The sequence below is a fragment of the Rhodococcus sp. NPDC057135 genome (assembly GCF_042670865.1).
GTDB lineage: Bacteria > Actinomycetota > Actinomycetes > Mycobacteriales > Mycobacteriaceae > Rhodococcus_F.
In genome coordinates this window covers 109,566-128,486 of sequence record NZ_JBHUUU010000019.1, presented here as the reverse complement: position 1 = coordinate 128,486, position 18,921 = coordinate 109,566, and the positions used below count along the sequence as shown (strand labels likewise).

Annotated in this window: 19 protein-coding genes; 11 read left to right on the top strand and 8 right to left on the bottom strand. The window is 62.9% G+C overall.

Annotated features, from left to right (window positions below):
* Positions 1–6 precede the first annotated feature (6 nt).
* Complete coding sequence (locus ACFT1A_RS27955; protein ID WP_378449650.1) at positions 7–1,782, top strand: pyruvate dehydrogenase; 1,776 nt, start codon at positions 7–9, stop codon at positions 1,780–1,782.
* A gap of 78 nt (positions 1,783–1,860) precedes the next feature.
* Positions 1,861–3,216 (top strand): threonine ammonia-lyase IlvA, encoded by a 1,356-nt coding sequence (ilvA, locus tag ACFT1A_RS27950; protein WP_378449649.1) that lies wholly within the window; start codon positions 1,861–1,863, stop codon positions 3,214–3,216.
* A 13-nt stretch (positions 3,217–3,229) separates the two neighbouring features.
* Here the strand turns inward: ilvA and ACFT1A_RS27945 are convergent, their stop codons facing one another.
* Positions 3,230–3,751: a TetR/AcrR family transcriptional regulator gene (locus ACFT1A_RS27945; protein WP_003941685.1), complete on the bottom strand. Its 522-nt coding sequence runs from the start codon at positions 3,749–3,751 to the stop codon at positions 3,230–3,232.
* Between the two features lie 129 nt (positions 3,752–3,880).
* Between ACFT1A_RS27945 and ACFT1A_RS27940 the strand changes: the two genes are divergently transcribed.
* Positions 3,881–5,425: an MFS transporter gene (locus tag ACFT1A_RS27940; protein ID WP_007733146.1), complete on the top strand. Its 1,545-nt coding sequence runs from the start codon at positions 3,881–3,883 to the stop codon at positions 5,423–5,425.
* 21 nt (positions 5,426–5,446) lie between these two features.
* Here the strand turns inward: ACFT1A_RS27940 and treZ are convergent, their stop codons facing one another.
* From treZ to ACFT1A_RS27925, 3 genes are all read right to left on the bottom strand, one after another.
* Entirely contained in the window at positions 5,447–7,168 is a 1,722-nt protein-coding gene (treZ, locus tag ACFT1A_RS27935; RefSeq protein ID WP_378449648.1) for a malto-oligosyltrehalose trehalohydrolase, read from the bottom strand.
* Between the two features lie 71 nt (positions 7,169–7,239).
* Positions 7,240–8,451 (bottom strand): MFS transporter, encoded by a 1,212-nt coding sequence (locus tag ACFT1A_RS27930; RefSeq protein WP_378449647.1) that lies wholly within the window; start codon positions 8,449–8,451, stop codon positions 7,240–7,242.
* Positions 8,452–8,460: 9 nt separating this feature from the next.
* Complete coding sequence (locus ACFT1A_RS27925; RefSeq protein WP_378449646.1) at positions 8,461–9,822, bottom strand: NAD(P)-binding domain-containing protein; 1,362 nt, start codon at positions 9,820–9,822, stop codon at positions 8,461–8,463.
* Positions 9,823–9,920: 98 nt separating this feature from the next.
* Between ACFT1A_RS27925 and ACFT1A_RS27920 the strand changes: the two genes are divergently transcribed.
* From ACFT1A_RS27920 to ACFT1A_RS27905, 4 genes are all read left to right on the top strand, one after another.
* Positions 9,921–10,805, top strand: a complete 885-nt coding sequence (locus ACFT1A_RS27920) for a helix-turn-helix domain-containing GNAT family N-acetyltransferase (protein WP_378449645.1) — start codon at positions 9,921–9,923, stop codon at positions 10,803–10,805.
* 68 nt (positions 10,806–10,873) lie between these two features.
* Positions 10,874–11,260 carry an ArsR/SmtB family transcription factor gene (locus ACFT1A_RS27915; RefSeq protein WP_378449644.1) on the top strand — a complete coding sequence of 129 codons (387 nt, stop codon included), beginning with the start codon at positions 10,874–10,876 and terminating at the stop codon, positions 11,258–11,260.
* Complete coding sequence (gene arsB / locus ACFT1A_RS27910) at positions 11,257–12,360, top strand: ACR3 family arsenite efflux transporter (protein WP_378449643.1); 1,104 nt, start codon at positions 11,257–11,259, stop codon at positions 12,358–12,360. Before ACFT1A_RS27915 ends, arsB begins: the two co-directional genes overlap by 4 nt.
* Positions 12,357–12,770 (top strand): arsenate reductase ArsC, encoded by a 414-nt coding sequence (locus tag ACFT1A_RS27905; protein ID WP_378449642.1) that lies wholly within the window; start codon positions 12,357–12,359, stop codon positions 12,768–12,770. Before arsB ends, ACFT1A_RS27905 begins: the two co-directional genes overlap by 4 nt.
* Positions 12,771–12,791: 21 nt before the next feature.
* Here ACFT1A_RS27905 and ACFT1A_RS27900 read toward each other — a convergent pair whose 3' ends face one another.
* The 3 genes from ACFT1A_RS27900 to ACFT1A_RS27890 are packed head-to-tail and all read right to left on the bottom strand — an operon-like array spanning position 12,792 to position 15,550.
* Entirely contained in the window at positions 12,792–12,923 is a 132-nt protein-coding gene (locus tag ACFT1A_RS27900) for a hypothetical protein (protein WP_256922339.1), read from the bottom strand.
* On the bottom strand, positions 12,920–13,510 hold the full coding sequence (locus ACFT1A_RS27895; RefSeq protein ID WP_378449641.1) for a TetR family transcriptional regulator: 591 nt from the start codon (positions 13,508–13,510) through the stop codon (positions 12,920–12,922). Before ACFT1A_RS27895 ends, ACFT1A_RS27900 begins: the two co-directional genes overlap by 4 nt.
* A gap of 42 nt (positions 13,511–13,552) precedes the next feature.
* Complete coding sequence (locus tag ACFT1A_RS27890; RefSeq protein ID WP_378449640.1) at positions 13,553–15,550, bottom strand: MFS transporter; 1,998 nt, start codon at positions 15,548–15,550, stop codon at positions 13,553–13,555.
* 195 nt (positions 15,551–15,745) lie between these two features.
* On the opposite strand from ACFT1A_RS27890, the gene ACFT1A_RS27885 reads away from it, so the two are divergent.
* From ACFT1A_RS27885 to ACFT1A_RS27875, 3 genes are read left to right on the top strand one after another with little or no spacing between them, the layout of a single operon-like run.
* A complete protein-coding gene (locus ACFT1A_RS27885; protein WP_378449639.1) occupies positions 15,746–15,940 on the top strand; it encodes a DUF1918 domain-containing protein in 195 nt (64 codons plus the stop codon).
* A 57-nt stretch (positions 15,941–15,997) separates the two neighbouring features.
* On the top strand, positions 15,998–16,621 hold the full coding sequence (locus tag ACFT1A_RS27880) for a TetR/AcrR family transcriptional regulator (protein ID WP_378449638.1): 624 nt from the start codon (positions 15,998–16,000) through the stop codon (positions 16,619–16,621).
* 57 nt (positions 16,622–16,678) lie between these two features.
* The gene (locus ACFT1A_RS27875) at positions 16,679–17,035 is read left to right on the top strand and encodes a PLD nuclease N-terminal domain-containing protein (RefSeq protein ID WP_019748838.1); all 357 of its coding nucleotides are present in this window, start codon (positions 16,679–16,681) and stop codon (positions 17,033–17,035) included.
* 1 nt (position 17,036) lies between these two features.
* Here the strand turns inward: ACFT1A_RS27875 and ACFT1A_RS27870 are convergent, their stop codons facing one another.
* Positions 17,037–17,927 (bottom strand): LysR family transcriptional regulator, encoded by an 891-nt coding sequence (locus ACFT1A_RS27870; RefSeq protein WP_378449637.1) that lies wholly within the window; start codon positions 17,925–17,927, stop codon positions 17,037–17,039.
* An 83-nt stretch (positions 17,928–18,010) separates the two neighbouring features.
* On the opposite strand from ACFT1A_RS27870, the gene ACFT1A_RS27865 reads away from it, so the two are divergent.
* Positions 18,011–18,919, top strand: coding sequence for a DMT family transporter (locus tag ACFT1A_RS27865; protein ID WP_378449636.1), 909 nt, complete (start codon positions 18,011–18,013; stop codon positions 18,917–18,919).
* Positions 18,920–18,921 lie beyond the last annotated feature (2 nt).

The window sequence follows — 18,921 nt, the reverse complement described above, 5'->3', positions numbered from 1 at the left end:
GGTCTGATGAGTCCGAAAACCGTTGCAGATCAATTGGTTCAGCAGCTCGTTGACGCGGGTGTCAGTCGGATCTACGGAATTGTCGGAGACAGTCTCAATCCCATCGTCGATGCGGTTCGTCGCACCGGTGGTTCTGAGAAGGGCGGAATCGACTGGATACACGTCCGTCATGAGGAAGCAGCCGCATTTGCCGCCGCAGCAGATGCCCAGATCACCGGAAAGCTCGCGGTGTGTGCAGGTTCCTGCGGCCCCGGAAACCTTCACCTGATCAACGGCCTGTACGACGCTCATCGCTCGGGCGCCCCGGTCCTCGCGATCGCCTCACACATCCCCAGTGCGCAGATCGGTATGGGCTACTTCCAGGAGACGCATCCCGAGCGGATCTTCATCGAATGTTCGAGTTACACCGAACTCGTCAGTACGCCAGTGCAATCACCCCGCGTGGTGCAGTCCGCCATTCAGCATTCGGTCGCTCGAAACGGCGTCTCGGTGATCGTGCTTCCCGGCGACATTGCCGACTGCCCAGCCGAAGGCACCCCGCCGACACTCGTCGAAACGCGAAGGCCGACAGTCGTTCCGGATGCCGGTGATGTGAAGGCGTTGGCAGATGTGATCAACGGCTCGCGCAAAGTCGCGATCTTCGCCGGCGCCGGTGTGCGAGACGCACGCGCGGAAGTATTGGCGCTGGCCGAAACCGTCGGCGCTCCCATCGGGCATTCACTGCGTGGCAAGGAGTGGATCCAGTACGACAACCCGTACGACGTCGGGATGACCGGATTGCTGGGTTACGGTGCGGCGCACGACGGTATCCACGGCGCCGATCTCCTGCTCCTGATCGGAACGGACTTTCCCTACGATCAGTTCTTGCCCGACGACGTTCGCACTGCTCAGATCGACATCGCGGCGGAGCGGTTGGGGCGTCGAACCAGCCTGGACCTGGCCGTGCACGGTGACGTCGCGAGTACCTTGAGTGCACTCATTCCGCAACTCGATCGAAAGGCCGACCGCGGATTCCTCGAGGACACGCTCGCCAAGCACAACACTCTGATGACCAAAGTGGTTGGTGCATACACGGATCCGGTCAAGCAGCGCACGCCGATTCACCCCGAGTATGCGGCCTCGATCCTCGACGATCTGGCTGCGGACGACGCAATCTTCACCGCCGACACCGGCATGTGCAATGTGTGGACGGCGCGCTACCTCAATCCGAACGGATCGAGACGTTTCATCTCGTCGGCACTGCACGGATCCATGTCCAATGCACTCCCGCATGCGATGGGTGCGGCATGGTCCAGCCCGGGGCGACAGGTCGTCTCGGTGTCGGGCGACGGTGGATTGTCGATGCTGCTCGGTGAGTTGGTCACCGTCGCCATGTACAAGTTGCCGGTCAAGATCGTGGTGTTCAACAACTCGACGCTCGGAATGGTCAAGCTCGAGATGCTGGTCGACGGCCTCCCGGATTTCGGGGTCGACGTGCCCGCGGTCGACTACGCGGCGGTCGCCGCTGCGCTCGGAATCTTCTCGCGGCGCATCGAGAATCCCGCGGACATCGAATCCGGTCTGCGCGCGGCGCTCGATCACGACGGCCCGGCCCTCGTGGATCTGGTGACCGATCCGCTGGCATTGTCGTTGCCGCCCACCATCACCGGCGGTCAGATGAAGGGCTTCGCCTTGGCGATGTCGAAGATGGTGATGAACGGCGGCGTCGGCGAGGCAGTACAGATGGCCAAGTCGAATCTGCGGAACGTGCCACGTCCCTCGCAGTTGGATCCGCGCGGCTGACCTGCCCCCGCCCTGCCTCGCGCACGATGCGGGGCGGGGTGGTGGGAAGGTTGATCCCCGACGTGCGAAAATGGCGGAGTGTCTAACTCGCCCGATGTCGTAGTAACGAAGTCCACCGTCCCCGCGCTCGACGCGCAGGAGATCGACGCGGCCATCGAGCGAATTCAGCACGTCATTGCGGCGACACCCTTGCAGTACAGCGACCGTCTGTCGGCGCTGACCGGCGCACACGTGTACCTCAAGCGTGAGGACCTCCAAGGCGTTCGTTCGTACAAGATTCGCGGCGCGTACAACCTGATCGCGCAGCTCAACGAGGCCGAGCGCGCGGCAGGCGTCGTGACCGCCAGTGCCGGCAACCATGCACAGGGCGTTGCCTTCGCTTGCCGAACCATGCAGATCAAGGGTCGGATCTACGTGCCGGCCAACACGCCCAAGCAGAAGCGTGATCGCATCCGCGCTCACGGCGGAGCGTTTGTCGAACTGTTCATGATCGGTGAGACCTATGACGCCGCCGCCGCTGCGGCTGCAGAGGACGTAGCCGAAACCGGTGCAACCATGGTTCCGCCGTTCGACGACGTGCGCACCGCTGCGGGGCAAGGAACCATCGCAGCCGAGATCCTCACGCAACTCGACGCACCTCTCGACACGATTGTCGTGCCGGTTGGTGGGGGCGGTTGCATCGCGGGCATAGCCACCTACCTGCACGAGCGGTCGCCGAAGACGTCGATCGTCGGGATCGAGCCCTCCGGGGCCGCGTCCATGACGGCCGCGCTTGTTGCCGGCGGCCCGGTGACCCTTCCCGACGTCGATCCGTTCGTCGATGGTGCCGCCGTCAAGCGCATCGGTGACGTTCCCTACGAGGTCGTCTCACGTCTGGGTGCTGCCGTCGTGTCACACGCGTCGTTGCCGCTCGTCGCTCGTCAACTTCAGACGCGGTCCGGTTCGGGATCGTTTGTCGTCAATCAGATCGACGAAGGCGCTATCTGCACGGCGATGCTCGAGCTGTACCAGAGCGAGGGCATCATTGCCGAACCTGCGGGCGCGCTTTCCGTTGCGGCACTGCAGAATCTGACGTTCGAGCCGGGCTCGACCGTCGTGTGCCTGATCTCCGGTGGCAACAACGACGTCTCCCGTTACGGCGAAATCCTCGAGCGTTCGCTCGTTCACCTCGGGCTCAAGCATTACTTCCTGGTCGACTTTCCGCAAGAACCGGGAGCGTTGCGCCGGTTCCTCTCGGACGTGCTGGGGCCGGACGACGACATCGCGCTCTTCGAGTACGTCAAGCGAAACAATCGCGAGACGGGTGCCGCGTTGGTGGGTATCGAACTCGGTTCCGCCGACGGTTTGGCGTCGTTGCTCGAGCGGATGGAGCACGCGCCGATGCAGTCCGAGAGGCTCGAACCGGGAAGCCCGGCGTACCGCTATCTGACGTAAGGGACGCCCCTGGTCAGGGCCGCAGTCGCTCGACCACCTGTCGATGCAGTTCGGGGTCCGGCTGGGGGAGTCCGAGCATGGCTGCCAGATACAGGCCGTCGCCGACGAGTCGGATGATCTCGGCCTGCACCGGGTCGGCGATCTCGGTCTGAAGGCCCTTGTCCCAGCTTCGCATCACATGTGTGACGGCCTTCTGGATTTCGTCGTGTTGTCCGTCGACTGTTCGGAGCGCGGCAATGATCGAGCGAAAGAGCGAGAGTTCTTCGCTTTCGTTCGCATCGGGGATCTGCAGGTAGAACTCGGTGACCGTGGTACCGCCGGCTACGGCGTCGTCGAGTTGCTGATCCGAGCGTTCCCCGAGTCTGCGGACCATCGCCGCGAGGAGGGCTTCCTTGCTGGGGAAGTGATAGAGAAGTCCGCCCTTGGAAACCCCGGCTTCGGCGGCAACGCCTTCGAGCGTGACTTGGGCGACGCCGCTGACCAGCAGCAGCTTCTCCAGTGCGTCGAGAATTCGATCGCGAGTGTCGGCAGCCATGTGATGTGACCCTACCCGGAAATAACTTTACCGCTCAGACGGTTCACTGTTACCGTAGACCTACTGTACCGGCTGGACGGTGCAGTGAATTTTTTTCGACGAGAACTCAGAGAAAGTCGCAGGGGAGCAATGTCAGTGTCGGCAGATCACACGTCTGCAATCAATCCCGACGAGGTTCGGGCGACAAAGCGTGACTGGGCGGGCTTGATAGTCCTTGCCTTTGCTGTGTTGCTCATCGCAGTCGACGGCACGGTGCTCGATCTTGCGCTTCCGTTCATCAGCGCCGACCTCGAACCGAGCAGCACGCAGTTGCTGTGGATCATCGACGTCTATTCGTTCGTGCTCGCCGGTCTGCTCATCACCATGGGTACGCTCGGCGACCGGATCGGTAGGCGGAAACTGCTCTTGATCGGCGCAGTCGGCTTCGGTCTCGCCTCGATCATCGCCGCTCTCGCTGTCAGTCCCGAGATGCTCATTGCCGCCCGCGTGCTGCAGGGTATTTCCGGTGCAACGCTGATGCCGGCCACCCTCGGTCTGATCCGCACGATCTTCGTCAACCCGCGTCAGCGCACCGAGGCGATCGGCGTCTGGGGCGCGATGGCAGGTGGCGGTACCGCGGCCGGCCCGTTGGTCGGTGGTTGGTTGCTCGAGCACTTCTGGTGGGGATCGGTCTTCTTGATCAACATCCCGGTCATGATCGCGCTGGTCGTGCTCGGCCCGATCTTGATTCCGGAGTCGAAGGACCCCAATCCGGGTCGATTCGACCTCATCAGCGCTGGTCTGTCGATGGCGACCATGTTGCCGTTGGTGTACGCGGTCAAGGAATCCGTGGTGCACGGCGTCAGTATCACGTTGCTGGTGATCGGCCTTGTGGGTCTCGCGGCCGGCTACGTGTTCGTGCGTCGTCAGCGGATGCTGAAGGATCCGATGTTGGATCTGAAACTGTTTGCCAACGCGTCGTTCTCCACCGCCGTCATCACCAACCTGCTCTCGATCTTCGCGCTGGCGGGTGTCCTGTTCTTCGGTTCGCAGTACCTGCAGTTGGTGCTGGGTAACTCGGCGCTCGACGCCGGCTTGCTGATGCTCCCGGGTATGTTGCTCAGCGCATTCACCGCGGTTGCGGCGGCTTGGTTGATTCGCCGGTGGTCGGTGTCTCACGTGCTCAGTGCAGGCCTCGCGGTTGCCGGTATCGGCGCTGCGATGCTGCTCGCCCTCGGGGTGGACAGCGGGCCGTTGATGTTCGTGATCGGCTTCGGTCTGGCCGGTGCTGGTGTCGGTGTTGCGTTGACGTTGACCTCGGATCTTGTGGTCAGTTCGGTGGAACCCGAGCGTGCCGGCGCTGCGTCCGCGGTGTCGGAGACTGCGTACGAACTCGGCATCGCGCTCGGTGTGGCAATCCTGGGCAGTGTGGTGATGGCGATCTTCCGTAAGGGAATCGACACGTCCATGCTCGAAGCAGATCAGGCGCACGCTGCGCAGGGCACCCTCGGCGGTGCGCTGCAGGAAGCAACGTACCTACCGGGTGAACTCGGTTCGGTACTTGCCGATTCCGCGAAGTCGGCGTTCGTCGACGGTATGCACGTTGCTGCCGGTGCGACTGCTCTGGTTCTGTTCGTCAGTGCCGCATTGGTTTTGCGGATGCTGCGGAGTACACCAGAGAACGCGAAGCGTTAGTACCAGAATCTCGAGGGTTAGTCAGCTTTCGAGTACGACGAACGAGTGCCCAGGCACGACGGTTGCGGACGCGGTCTCGTCCTGTGTCGGCGGATCCCACCAGAGGATGGGGGTTCCGCCGGCCGGGACCGAGGCCGCGTCCGTTCCCAGATTGCACACGATCTGTAAAGCGCCGCGGCGTAGGGTGATCCACTGTTTGTCCTCGTCGTAGTCGACGTGCAGGTGCCCAAGCCAAGGGTCGGTGATCTCGATTCGCTTCTTACGCAGAGCCAGTAGATCGCGATAGCACGCCAGGACGCGCGCCTGCATCTCGTCGGTTCGCTCGCTCCAGTCCAGCTTCGACCGCAGAAATGTCTGGGGGTCTTGTGGATCCGGAATGTCGTCGCTGTTCCAACCGTGGGCTGCGAACTCCGCCTTGCGGCCTTTGGCGGTGGCCTCCCCGAGTTCCGGTTCCGGATGCGAGGTGAAGAACTGGAATGGGGTAGTGGCGCCCCATTCTTCGCCCATGAACAGCATCGGCGTGTACGGCGAGAGCAGGACCAGCGCCGCCTTGATCGCCAACTGTCCTGGCGTCAGATAGGCGCTGGGGCGGTCCCCGATCGCGCGGTTGCCGATCTGATCGTGGGTGCACGTGTATGCGAGCAGGGCGCTGGCCGGCTGATGCGTGATGTCGATCGGACGTCCGTGGACCCGCCCTCGAAATGACGAGTACGTTCCGGCGTGGAAGAATCCGCGCCGCAATGTATTTGCCAGGGATTCCAAGGATCCGAAGTCGGCGTAGTAACCCTGGCGTTCGCCCGACACGGCCGTGTGAATGGTGTGGTGGATGTCGTCGTCCCACTGCGCGTCCAAGCCGAATCCGCCCGCCGCGCGCGGCGTGACGAGAGTGGCGTCGTTGAGGTCGCTTTCGGCAATCAGCGTGAGCGGTCGACCCAGATGGGCCGACAGTGTTTCCGTTCGGACCGCGAGTTCCTCGAGGATGTGCGTTCGGGTGTGGTCGACCAATGCATGGACGGCATCGAGACGTAGGCCGTCGATGTGGAAGTCGCGCATCCATCGCAAGGCATTGCCGATGATGTACTCGCGAACCTCGGCCGATGCAGGACCACCGATGTTGATCGTTCGGCCCCACGTGTTCGCGCCGTCCGCGATGTAGGGTCCGAACCGTTCGAGATAGTTGCCCGACGGGCCCAGATGGTTGTAGACCACGTCCAAGATCACGCCGAGCCCGCGTTCGTGGGCCGCATTCACCAAGCGTTGTAATCCGTCCGGACCACCGTAGATCTCGTGGACCGTGTACCAGAGCACACCGTCGTAGCCCCAGTTGTGAGTTCCGTTGAAGCCGTTGACCGGCATGATCTCCACGAACCCGACGCCGAGGTCCACCAGGTGATCGAGACGTTCGATCGCGGCGTCGAAAGTTCCTTCGGTGGTGAACGTTCCGATGTGCAGTTCGTAGACGGACGATCCTGGGAGTTGCCGTCCGGTCCACTGAGAGTCGGTCCAGGACGCCTCGTGCAGTTGGTGCAGTTGGGAGAGAAGGTGCACGCCTTCGGGCTGGCGTGGTGACCGCGGATCCGGAAGGATGTCGCCGTCGACGACAAATCCGTAGCGAGCCTGGTTGTCGCAGTCGACCTCGGCTCGCCACCATCCGTCGTCCGTGCGGTCCATGTCGTGAGCGATGCCGTTGACTTCGACTCGGACCGATTCCGGTGTGGGCGCCCAGACCTCGAAAGTATGCACACGATCAGCATGCCTTGTTCGGTCGGATGTGGCAGCCCAGCAGAGTCGAATCCATCGGCAAGGATCCGGCATCATGTGCTGGAGGTCGTCCTCGCGGCACTGAGAACGGCGCCGAACACTGCTGTGGCTCCGAGAACGAGATAGGCCTGGGCGTAACTTCCTGCCCAGGTGGAGAGAACGGTCCCGGCCCACGGAGCAAGCGCCATGACGATGACGATCGGCGCAGACATGATTCCGTTGAGGTGTCCGTAGTGTTCGGCGCCCCACCGGTCGGTGACCGCGGTGGCCTGAATGAGGGTGAAGATGCCTCGGACCAGTCCAGCACCGATCGCGATACCGATCAACACGGCAACCGAACTTGCGAGCCCCAGCCATGCGGTGCTCAGCCCGGTGACGGCGATGACGGACGCGGTGCGAACTCTCACACTGGTCTGTGCAGCGAGGGGAAGATAGAGGAGTCGGCCGACCACCTGGCCGGCGCCGCCCAATCCGAGGGTGAGCGCCGCCAGGCCAGGACTGAAGCCTTGTTCGATCAGGAGGGGTACCAGGTTGAATGCCCCGGCAGACGCTGCAAAGGCACCCGCAGCGAGAGCGAGAGTGAGCGTGAGAAATTCGGGGCTTCGGCGTGTTCGCCGGTGGTCACCGGCCTTGGTGTGGACGGGGTGGGCAGGGTTGGGCCATCCACCCCTCAGCCCCCACGCGTGTGCCGGAACTGTGATCACTGCCAAAGCAATGGCCAGGGTCAGGTAAGTGGTGCGCCAATCGAATTGTTCGACCAGTGCAGAGGCGATGGGGGCAAATACCGTGCTGGCCAAACCGGCGGCCAGTGTGAGGATCATCAAAGCCTTGACGTAATCGTCTCCGTACCAACGGGTTAACGCGGCAAAAGCCGGTGGATACAACACTGCGCCCATCGCAACTCCGGCGAGCATCCAACCGGCGAAGAAAAGTGGGAGAGTGTGGGCCGTTGCGATGACGATCAGAGCTGGGACGGCGAGCACGGACCCTGCCGTCATGACCCACCTCGGTCCACGCCGATCGAGGACACGTCCGACCGGGATCCCGACAACGGCGGCAACGAGTTGGCTGACCGAGAAAGCCGCCACTACCACCGAGCTCGACCATCCGGTGTCGCGGGAGATCGACACCGACACAACAGGAAACGCGTAGTACAGGATTCCCCAGCTCGTGATCTCGGTCAGGCACAACGCCACCAGAACCCGCCGCAGCCCTGAAGAATTGAGGCCGTCGGACGGCTGCGGCGGATCGTCGATGGTTGTCATGGACTGCTTCTATCCGCAGGTGTTGCCAGACGGCGCGGACAGCGTGACCAGTTCCGGAGCGGGTGCGCCGCAGCATCCGCCTTCGGCAACCCCGGTGTCACCTTCGTCCGTGTCAGCTTCGTCGAAAACACCTGCACCGCCGCAGACTCCGGTCTCCGGAAGGATCAACTCGACCCGGGCTGCGGCGTCGTGGTCACCGGCGAGTTCGGCGGCGATGCTGCGAACCTGCTCGTAGCCGGTCATCGCCAGGAAGGTGGGCGCGCGGCCGTAGCTTTTCATTCCTGCCAGGTACACGCCCGGCTCCGGATGGCGAAGCTCTTTTGCGCCATGCGGATACACCGTTCCGCACGAGTGGACGTTCGGGTCGATCAGCGGAGCCAGCTCCACCGGTGCCTGCAACACCGGATCGAGGCCGAGTCGGATTTCCGAAAGCCAGGACAGATCCGGGCGGAACCCGGTCAGCGTGACGACGTTGTCCACGTGCTCGATGCGCTCACCGGCATCGGAGGCAAGTAAGAGTTGTCCCGAGGGGGTCGTCGACACCTCAGCTGTGCGGAAACCGGTGACCACTCTCAGTAATCCGTCATCGACGGCCTTCCTCGCGCGTAGTCCCAGGGCGCCGCGAGCGGGCAGTTCGTCAGCTTCGCCGCCGCCGAACGCTGAGCCGACGTTTCCTCGGCGGACCGCCCAGGTGATGCGTGTGCTCGGAGCCTGCTCTGCCAACCCCGACAGCGCAACGATCGCCGTCAGCGCAGAGTGGCCACTCCCTGCGATGACAGTGTGTTTTCCGGCGAACTGTGCGCGCACCGCCGGATCGTCGAGATCCGGAACCCGGTACCTGATCGCAGATCCAGCAGCGCTTTCGCCGAGGGCGGGTAGACCTTCACCGCCGAGCGGGTTGGGAGTGCCCCAGGTGCCGGATGCGTCGACAACCGCCTGGGCGAAGACGCGGTCCTCGGTTCCGTCACGGCGGCGCAGATGAATCGAGAGGGGTTCGGTATCGCGACCGGCGTCGACGACACGGTCACGCCCGCGCCGGGCTACGCCGATCACTTCGGTGTCGAACTGGACGGCGTCGCCGAGTGCTGAGGCGAGTGGCCCGAGGTAAAGGTCGCGCCATTGACGGCCGGTCGGGTACGTCTCAGCGTCGGGAGAGCTCCATCCACTCTGTTCGAGGAGTCGCTGCGCGGCGGGGGAGACGAGTTCGGACCACCGGGAGAACAGTCGAACGTGATTCCACTCGGAAATCGCAGTACCGGCTGCGGCTCCGCGCTCGAGTACGAGTGGGGTGAGTCCACGTTCGCGCAGTTCTGCTGCGGCCGCCAGGCCGATCGGGCCGGCCCCGATCACGACGACGGGTAGGGGGTTCATTGTCCGTTCCTTTCATCGACACTTATCGATCTACTGTCGAACTGTATCGACAACCATCAATGTAAGCAACCATCGACAGCTGTCGATATAGTGGACGGATGACATCGCTGCAGACTCCGACGGTGCGCGTCGGTGATTCAGGCCAGGATCGGGTTGCTTCTTCCGTGCTCGCGCTGGGCGATGCCGATACCTACGCGCAGTGGTTCGCGTGCCTTGCCGAACCGATGCGTGTTCGACTGCTTCACCGGGTGGCGAGCGCGTCCGGCGGAATTACCGTCGGTGCGCTGGCAGGGTCGTTGGGGATCGGGCAGCCGACGGTGTCACATCACCTGCGCAAGCTCGCCGATGTGGGTTTTGTGACCATGCGTAAGGAAGGGACAAGCACAGTCGTCGCGATGAATCCGACGTGCTGCGTCGCTCTGCCGCAGGCGGCGGACGTGGTGATGGGGGTGCTTGCGCCGCGCCCGTGCTGCCCGAGTGATCTGCCGGACGATGTCACTGTCCGGGCGATGGTCGACGACGACTGGGATGCGGTTCTACGGATTTACGGCGAGGGCATCGACACTCGAAACGCCACCTTTGCCACCGAGGTTCCCGCGCGTGAGCATCTCCAGGAGCGGTGGCTCTCGCAGCATCGGTGGGTGGCGACCATCGAGGGTGTTGTTGTCGGTTGGGCTGCGTTGAGTCCGGTTTCCGAGCGTGACTGCTACCGCGGGGTGGCGGAGAACTCCGTGTACGTCGCGGACGGAATGCGTGGTCGGGGTGTCGGAAAAGCGTTGTTGCGCAAGCAAGTCATGGCCGCCGATGTCGACGACCTCTGGACACTGCAGACGTCGATATTTCCCGAGAATCGCGCCTCCATCTCACTGCATCATTCGGCCGGGTTCAGAACTGTCGGTCTCCGCGAGAAGATTGCCCAGCTCGACGGTGTCTGGCGTGACACCGTTCTGCTGGAACGACGTGCGGTGACCGTCTCCGATTGAGAGACCTGGATAAGGTGGCCGCATGCCGCTCGATTGCGCCTTGATTCGAATTCTGTCAATATTGAAGAATGTCGAATCAAGGCCCTTCGGAATCCGAAGCTTGCTGCACCCCGCTCGTACGTGAGCCGTTGACCGAGGATTGGGCCGGCGACCTGTCTCGGATGTTCAAAGCTCTCGGCGATCCGGTTCGCCTCCGCCTGCTCAGCTTGGTGGCAAGTCACGAGGGCGGTGAAGCCTGCGTCTGCGACATCTCGGATACGTTCGACCTGTCTCAGCCGACGATCTCGCATCATCTCAAGGTGCTGCGACAGGCCGGACTGCTCGACTGTGAACGTCGCGGCACCTGGGTGTACTACTGGGTGATTCCTGCTGCACTGCAGCAGCTCTCGGCCGTGCTCCTGGTCGAAGGCTCCACCGTGACCGCAGCGGACGCGTGCGCAGAGGTCACCGCATGAGCAACACCACTGCCGCCACCGAACACCCCGCAGTCGTCGGAAAACTCTCCACCCTCGATCGCTATCTGGCGGTCTGGATCGGTGTGGCCATGGTCGCCGGCCTGCTGATCGGACGCTGGATCCCCGGTGTGAACACTGCCCTGGACAAGGTGCAGATCGACGGTATCTCGTTACCGATCGCCCTCGGCCTGCTGATCATGATGTACCCGGTCCTGGCGAAAGTCCGCTACGACCGCCTCGACACAGTCACCGGGGACAAGAAACTCCTCGCGGGCTCGCTGTTCCTGAACTGGGTTCTCGGCCCGGCGCTGATGTTCGCCCTCGCTTGGCTGTTTCTGCCTGACCTGCCGGAATACCGAACCGGTTTGATCATCGTCGGTCTCGCTCGCTGCATCGCGATGGTGATCATCTGGAATGACCTGGCCTGCGGAGACCGCGAAGCCGCTGCGGTGCTGGTCGCCATCAACTCGGTGTTCCAGGTGATCATGTTCGCCGTGCTCGGTTGGTTCTACCTCTCGGTCCTGCCCGGGTGGCTCGGCCTCGAACAGACCACCATCGACACCTCGCCCTGGCAGATCGCGAAATCGGTCCTGATCTTCCTCGGTATCCCGCTGCTGGCAGGTTTTTTGTCCCGCTTCTTCGGCGAACGCGCCAAAGGCCGCGACTGGTACGACAACAAGTTCATCCCCAAGATCAGCCCCTGGGCGCTCTACGGTCTGCTGTTCACCATCGTCGTGCTCTTCTCGATGCAGGGCGAACAGATCACCTCCCAGCCCTGGGACGTCGTCCGGATCGCGTTGCCGCTACTGGTGTACTTCGCACTCATGTGGGGCGGTGGCTACATACTCGGCGCCGCAATCGGATTGGGCTACGAACGCACCACCACGCTCGCCTTCACCGCTGCGGGCAACAACTTCGAACTCGCGATCGCCGTAGCCATCGCCACCTACGGAGCCACTTCGGGGCAGGCTCTTGCCGGTGTTGTCGGCCCGCTGATCGAGGTACCGGTGCTCGTCGGCCTGGTGTACGTCTCCCTTGCTCTACGCAAACGCTTTGCAGTCAAAGAGGTTTCATCCAGTCGAGAAAGAGCGAGGTCATGAGCAAACCATCGGTGTTGTTCGTCTGCGTCCACAATGCCGGCCGATCGCAAATGGCCGCCGGATTCCTGAGTCATCTCGCGGGTGACACCATCGAGGTCCGTTCCGCTGGGTCCGCACCCGCCGAGACCGTCAATTCCGCAGCGGTCGACGCGATGGCAGAGCTCGGAATCGATATCTCTGCTCAGTCTCCGAAGATTCTCACCGTCGACGCTGTCCAGGATTCGGACGTAGTCATCACGATGGGATGCGGAGACACGTGCCCGATTTTTCCCGGCAAGAGCTACCGAGACTGGGTTCTCGACGATCCGGCAGGCCAAGGTCTCGATGCGGTTCGCCCGATCCGCGACGACATCGAGCGACGAGTCCAGGCCTTGATCGCTGAACTCACCACTGCCGCGAAGTCTCCCTGACCGATCGGGGAATCGACGGGATCATTCGTCGGCGGGTTCGATGTGTTCGGCACCGAGAACCGAGAGTCGGTATTCCTGGGCGTCCTGCTCGGTTTCGAAATCCTTCTCTTCGAGAAGATTTCGATCAGCGTCGAGGTATCGGTAGGTTGTCATCCCTCCACCGTGCCACTGATGTCCGATTCTTGCTCGGAGACCGGGACTGTTTCGTCGACGATCGTTTGTACGAGACTCCCGTAGTGCCGGACCAGATCCTTGGACGACAACGAGTCCTTGCCGAGGAGGTCGAGGGTCCGCATCCCGGTGGCAAGCCCGAGCAGTAGCGAGACAACCAGTTGGCTGCGCACCAGATCGGGCGAAGTGTCACCGATGCGCTGGGCGATCCCGTGTACGTAGCGTTCCTTGATCTCGGCCCGGGCGGCGTCCGGGTCCGGGGCTTCGTGCACGAGTATTGCGAGCATCGCCCACGGGTCTGTTTCGTCGGCTTCCCTGCGGTCGACGAGTTTCTCGACCAATCGGTAGCCGATGTCACCGGAGGAATCGTCATGCGGCGCCTCGTCCACCGGAGGTGTCGATGGGATCGCCGCCGAATACAACCGAGCTTTGCTCCCACATATCTTCATGACCAGGGCAGGGGAGTAGCCGGCCACTGCAGCGACATCCTTGATCTTCGTCGATGCGTATCCGCGTTCTGCGAAAAGGGTTTTCGCTGCAGTGAGGATGCGGTCCTCGGCGGTACTCATGTCAGGCCTTTCTCGCTGCCCGATGCTCGCACGGTCGGGTGCTCAGACTGGTGTCAGGGGCTCTGCGTCCAGGGGAACGTCGAAGTCGATGACGGTGGACTGTGCGATCACCGCGATCTGCCGCGCCAATGTGCCGTGTCCGCTCGCGGTCAATGCGGTCAGGATGTATCGACCGGATGTCGGGAGCGCGATTCCATAGTGTCCGGCTCCGTCGGTGACGGTGGATGCGACGAACTCGCCGGTCGGTTTCGTGAGTGTGACGACAGTTCCCGAAGTTGTCTGCCCGTCCACGCCGACCTTGCCGGAGATGGTGAGGCGCTCACCGAGTTCGACGGTGTGCGTCGATTGTGCGCTGTCGAAAGCGATCACCTGCGACCTCGGGGACCAGCCGTCGGCACTCGTGACCACCAGGTACCGTCCTGGCTGAGGTAGAGCGAGGGAGAAATTGCCCTCGTTGTCGGCGCGACTCCAGTCGATCGGTCGGCCCTCCATGTCCATCACGGTGACAACTGCCTGCCGGATCGGTCGACTGTCCGCTCGGACGACACGACCGGCAACCACGATCTCGGTATCGCTCACTGCCGCGTCGGGAAGCTCGAATCCCTCCGGCGTCACCGGGCGAAGAGCCGTTTCCGGTTTCGCACCGCGGCGAGGAATGAACGCGGCGGCCGCGGCAGCAGCCACGGCGGCGAGGGCGGCGAGCCAGAAGATGTTCTTGAAAGCATCGATCGACGGAAGGCCTTCGCCGGGTCCGGACGGGATGACCATCGAGGTGAGCATGGCGGCCACCACGGCGCTGGAGATCGAGGTACCGACCGAGCGAAGGAGCGAGTTGAGGCCGTTCGCAGACGCGGTTTCGGTGATCGGCACCGAGCGCATGATCAGCATCGGCATCGCGGAGTAGGCGATCGCAGTCCCGATGCTGACGATCGCCGCACTGATGATGATCAGCGTGATCGAGCCGGTCAGGAACACGCGCGCTATGTAGGCGAGCGCGAGCACCGTGCCGCCGACGATCAAGGTGGTTTTGGCGCCGAATCGTTTGGTGATGTTCGCTGACACGGGAGCGAAGAAGACCATCGCGAGTCCTGCCGGAATCATGCACAGGCCGGCCGCCATCACTCCCAGTTCGAAGCCGTATCCGGAGATCTTCGGCATCTGCAACTGTTGGGTGGTCGAGAGGTTGTTCGCGTACATCGAGAAGCCCACGAGGATCGAGGCGACGTTGGTCAGTAGAACCGGCCGCTTGGCCGACGTTCGCAAGTCGACCATCGGTTGGGTGACGCGGAGCTCGTACGGGAACCACAGCGCGAGAGTCACGATCCCGATGACGAACATCAGCAACGTCGGTTCACTGGTCCATCCCCAGCGGGCGCCCTTGGAAATTGCCAGAAGGAGTGCGGCAAGCGAAACCGAGAGCATGACTGCGCCGAGGAAGTCGAACTTGCCGCGGGTACGAACACTCGATTCCGGGACCACGACCGCTACCGCGATGATCAGCAGAACGCCGACGATTGCCGAGAGCCAGAAGATGGCCGGCCAGCCGAGATGTTCGAAGATCAACCCCGACAGCGGGAGTCCGAGTGCGGCGCCGACTCCGAGAGTGGCGCTCATCAACGCGGTCGCCGACGCCACCTTCTCCTTGGGGAGTTCGTCGCGCATGATGCTGATGCCGACCGGGATCATCGAAATGGCAAAGCCTTGAAGACCGCGTCCGATGAGCAGGGAAATGAAGTTGCCGCCGATCGCTGCGACCAGGGAACCGACCACGATCATCGTCATCGAGATCAGCATCATGCGTCGTTTTCCGAACATGTCTGCCAGGCGGGAGACGATCGGGGTGGCGACGGCACTGGTCAGCAGGGTGACGGTGACGAGCCAGGACGCGTCGTCAGCGCTGACGCCGAGGATCTTCGGAAACTCGGGCAACAACGGAATGACCATCGTTTGTTGCAGTGCGACCACGGTGCCGGAGAGACAGAGGATTGCGGTGATGAGCCGACTCGAACGGCGGGGGGTCGGAGACGAGTGCAATGCCAAGTGACAATCCTTCGCGAGGCGTAGGGTGAACGGTAATTCACCCCCGAGTGAATCACTGTTCACCTCCAATTGTCACGTCGGGCGATTGTGTCTTCACTCACGATCACGATGACGCTGTTGGTTTCCTTGCCGGTTTCGCGGGAACAACGACAGTGGTGTTCTGTGCCTGCGCTGGGCGGGCGGCAAGGAGGAGTGATGCGTGCCGAAGTAGGTGACCGCCTTCATGTTCAGGGGCGAGTGGTCGGTCAGTCCGAGGTGACCGCCGAGGTTCTCGAAGTTCACGGCGATGACGGGGGACCGCCGTATCTGGTGAGGTACGACAATGGGCATGAGGCGCTCGTGTTTCCCGGTAGTGACGGTTGGATCGACCACCCCGGAAAAGGCCCCTGATCTGCGCAGTTCTTTCCATGCATGGCTGTTGTATCGAATGCGGCTAGAGTGTGCGCAATGGAGGGCAAACGCCAATATCACTCCCGCGTGCGCGAGGCCTCGGCGCAGCGAACCCGAGAACTCATTCGTGATGCGGCACAGGCTCTGTTCGTGCGGGACGGGTACGTCAGCGCCACTGTCAAACAGATTGCCGACGCCGCCGGCGTGGCCAATCGGACCGTGTTCACAGCGTTCCCCGGTGGAAAGCTCGAGATCTTCGAAGCGGCGCTCGCCGAGGCCCTCGACGCCGATCCGGTTCCTCTCGGCGCGCCGAGTTCGGCCTCGGACCCTGACGACGTTCGGCGGATCGTCTCCCAGATCGTGGCGCAGGGCATCGGACTGCTCGAACGCGCCGGCGCGCTCATGATGGTCACAGTGGAATCCTCCGGTGCCGATTCCGATATGCGTCGTCTGTCCGAGGAATCAGCCGAGCAATCGGCAGTCAACGCGATGTCGATAGCGGAGGGCCTGTCGGAGCACGGTTTGCTGAGGCCGGAGATTTCGCTCGACAAGGCCGCCGGAATCCTTGCCGCCTTCGTCTCGCCTCAGCTTCACCAGCAATTGCGTCGTGTCAGCGGTTGGGACGTCGACGCGTATCGAACGTGGCTCGAGTTCAACATTCGTCACAATCTAATGTACTAATCGGTCTGTTTTAGTTAGCATGGCGAGGGTTTTTTATACTCGGGAGGAATCGCCAGCGTGCCCTATGCCTTGTTCGGCCTCATTACGATGCTGCTCTGGATCTTTTGCATCGTCGACGCGATCACGAGAGACGACGCCTATATCCAGTACCTACCCAAGGTCGTCTGGATTCTGATCATCATCTTCCTTCCCACGTTGGGGTCGGTGCTGTGGCTGGTGGTCGGTCGCGGGCAGAACGCACCGCGTGGGTACGTCGGCCCAACCGGTTACGGCGAATACGAGCGTCCGGGACGCGCGGTTGCCCAGGATCCCGCGGCGGACGAAGCCTTCCTGCGTCAGTGCCGCGAGCGGGCGGAGGAGCAGCGGCGAATTGCCAAGCAGCAGCGCCGCGACGGCGACGCCGATCGGATTTGAGTTACCGATACGTCATGAGCTGGTCCAGTACGAGACGAAGCGGCGGCCAGGATGTTCGCCCGCGACGGGTCACCGCATAGGCAGTGAGGATGACGGGCGGATCGACGAGTGGTTCGACGCGCACGCCTTCGCGAGTCTTGCGTTCGAGAGGCATCAGCCCGACGCCGTAACCGCTGAGGATCAAGAGTTCGACCAAGTCGAGACTGTCGATCTGGTGAGTGATCCGAGGGGTGAATCCGGCCAGGGATGCGAGTGTTCGGACGGCTCGCTCGTCTGCAGTGTTTCGTGAGTTCACTATCCACGGTGTGTCTGCGAAGGCGCGGAGATCGATCCCGGATCTCCCGGGCTCGTCGGGAGTCTTCGCGTTGTCGGGAACGCACAGCCCCCACGGCGTCGACCAGAGCGGAATTGCTTCGAGTAGGGGGCTTGGCGACGCGGGGGCGAGGTTGTAGTCGTAGGTCAGTGCGAGGTCGAGGTCGTCGCGCTCGAGGAGTGCAAAGGCCTCGACTGGTTCGTATTCACAGATCACCACGTCCACCCGCGGATGACTTCGCTGCAGGCTTTGTGCGACGGGGAGCATCGCGGTTCTGATGGCAGTCGCAAATCCGCCGACTCGCAGAGTTCCCACCGGTTCTGCGTCCGGATCGAGGTCCAGTCGAGCGGCGTCGAGAGCGGCCAGGATCGTGACGGCGTGATCGGCAAGTCGTTGCCCGGCAGGCGTGAGGCGGACGCGTCGGCCTTCCGGCTCGATCAAGACAGTGCCGGTTTCCGTAGTCAGGGCCGCGAGCTGTTGGGACACCGTCGACGTCGTGAGGTTGTGAGCTTCGGCGACGGCGCGCATCGAACCAAGACGCGAGAGTTCGAGGAGGAGATGGAGTCGACGGGTTTCCATCCCTTGATCATTCACTAATCGTGAACATTATGTGGGTCAAAATCGCGTGGACGCGAACGGTCGCTGTCCCGTTCAATTCAGCTATGGATACGAGAGCGCGAGCCGGCGTCGGCCTGGCTGTTCTGGCGATGTTGTGCGTGCAGCTCGGGCTCGCCGTGTCGGTGGGTCTGATCGATCAGCTCGGAGCAGACGGAGCAGCGTGGATACGTCTCGCCTGGGCGGGCATCATTCTTCTGATCATCGTCAGACCCCGGCCGTCCGCGTTCACCCGCAAGGCGTTTCTGGCCTGCGTGGTCCTCGGTGTGGTCACCGCCGGGATGACGCTCCTGTTCATGGCGGCCGTGGAGCGCCTTCCGCTGGGAACGGCAAGCGCGCTGGAGTTCTTGGGTCCGCTGACAGTTGCATTGCTGCGGGGGCGTGGCCGCATTCTGTGGCCGGTTCTGGCCGGCGCCGGAGTAGTGCTTCTGACCGAGCCGTGGGCGGGAACGGTCGACCTGGTCGGCGTGGCTTGTGCACTCGGTGCCGCACTCTGCTGGGCGATGTACATACTGCTCACCCAGCGGGTCGGCGACGAGGTTGCCGGTATCAACGGGCTGGCGGTGTCGATGGCGGTTGCCGGACTGGCAGCGACAATTGCCGTGGGGCACTCGGCTATTGGGCGACTGACCCCGCACCTGATTCTCGTGGGACTCGGGCTCGCGATTTTGCTGCCCGTCGTCCCCTTCGTCTTGGAGATGGTCTCGTTGCGCAGGCTCTCCACGGCGGCGTTCGGCACGCTGATGAGTCTCGAACCTGCGTTCGCTCAGCTCATCGGTTTGGTTGTGCTGCACCAGGTCCCCAGCATTCTGGCTGTGGCCGGTATCGCTTGCGTCGTCGTCGCCGGTGTCGGCGCGGCCCGAGGTGGTGCTCGAGGTGGTGCTCGGGACGGGGCCCAGAAGCCGGCTGACCCACCCTCCGATTCCGAGCGAACGTACCTTTCGGCGCCTTCATGAGA

Coding starts and splice junctions, on each gene's coding strand:
- ACFT1A_RS27955 (WP_378449650.1), top strand. CDS start 7: ATGAGTCCGAAAACCGTTGCAGATCAATTGGTTCAGCAGCTCGTTGAC.
- ACFT1A_RS27945 (WP_003941685.1), bottom strand. CDS start 3,751: ATGGCTGCCGACACTCGCGATCGAATTCTCGACGCACTGGAGAAGCTG.
- ACFT1A_RS27940 (WP_007733146.1), top strand. CDS start 3,881: ATGTCAGTGTCGGCAGATCACACGTCTGCAATCAATCCCGACGAGGTT.
- ACFT1A_RS27930 (WP_378449647.1), bottom strand. CDS start 8,451: ATGACAACCATCGACGATCCGCCGCAGCCGTCCGACGGCCTCAATTCT.
- ACFT1A_RS27925 (WP_378449646.1), bottom strand. CDS start 9,822: ATGAACCCCCTACCCGTCGTCGTGATCGGGGCCGGCCCGATCGGCCTG.
- ACFT1A_RS27920 (WP_378449645.1), top strand. CDS start 9,921: ATGACATCGCTGCAGACTCCGACGGTGCGCGTCGGTGATTCAGGCCAG.
- ACFT1A_RS27915 (WP_378449644.1), top strand. CDS start 10,874: ATGTCGAATCAAGGCCCTTCGGAATCCGAAGCTTGCTGCACCCCGCTC.
- arsB (WP_378449643.1), top strand. CDS start 11,257: ATGAGCAACACCACTGCCGCCACCGAACACCCCGCAGTCGTCGGAAAA.
- ACFT1A_RS27905 (WP_378449642.1), top strand. CDS start 12,357: ATGAGCAAACCATCGGTGTTGTTCGTCTGCGTCCACAATGCCGGCCGA.
- ACFT1A_RS27900 (WP_256922339.1), bottom strand. CDS start 12,923: ATGACAACCTACCGATACCTCGACGCTGATCGAAATCTTCTCGAAGAG.
- ACFT1A_RS27895 (WP_378449641.1), bottom strand. CDS start 13,510: ATGAGTACCGCCGAGGACCGCATCCTCACTGCAGCGAAAACCCTTTTC.
- ACFT1A_RS27885 (WP_378449639.1), top strand. CDS start 15,746: ATGCGTGCCGAAGTAGGTGACCGCCTTCATGTTCAGGGGCGAGTGGTC.
- ACFT1A_RS27880 (WP_378449638.1), top strand. CDS start 15,998: ATGGAGGGCAAACGCCAATATCACTCCCGCGTGCGCGAGGCCTCGGCG.
- ACFT1A_RS27870 (WP_378449637.1), bottom strand. CDS start 17,927: ATGGAAACCCGTCGACTCCATCTCCTCCTCGAACTCTCGCGTCTTGGT.
- ACFT1A_RS27865 (WP_378449636.1), top strand. CDS start 18,011: ATGGATACGAGAGCGCGAGCCGGCGTCGGCCTGGCTGTTCTGGCGATG.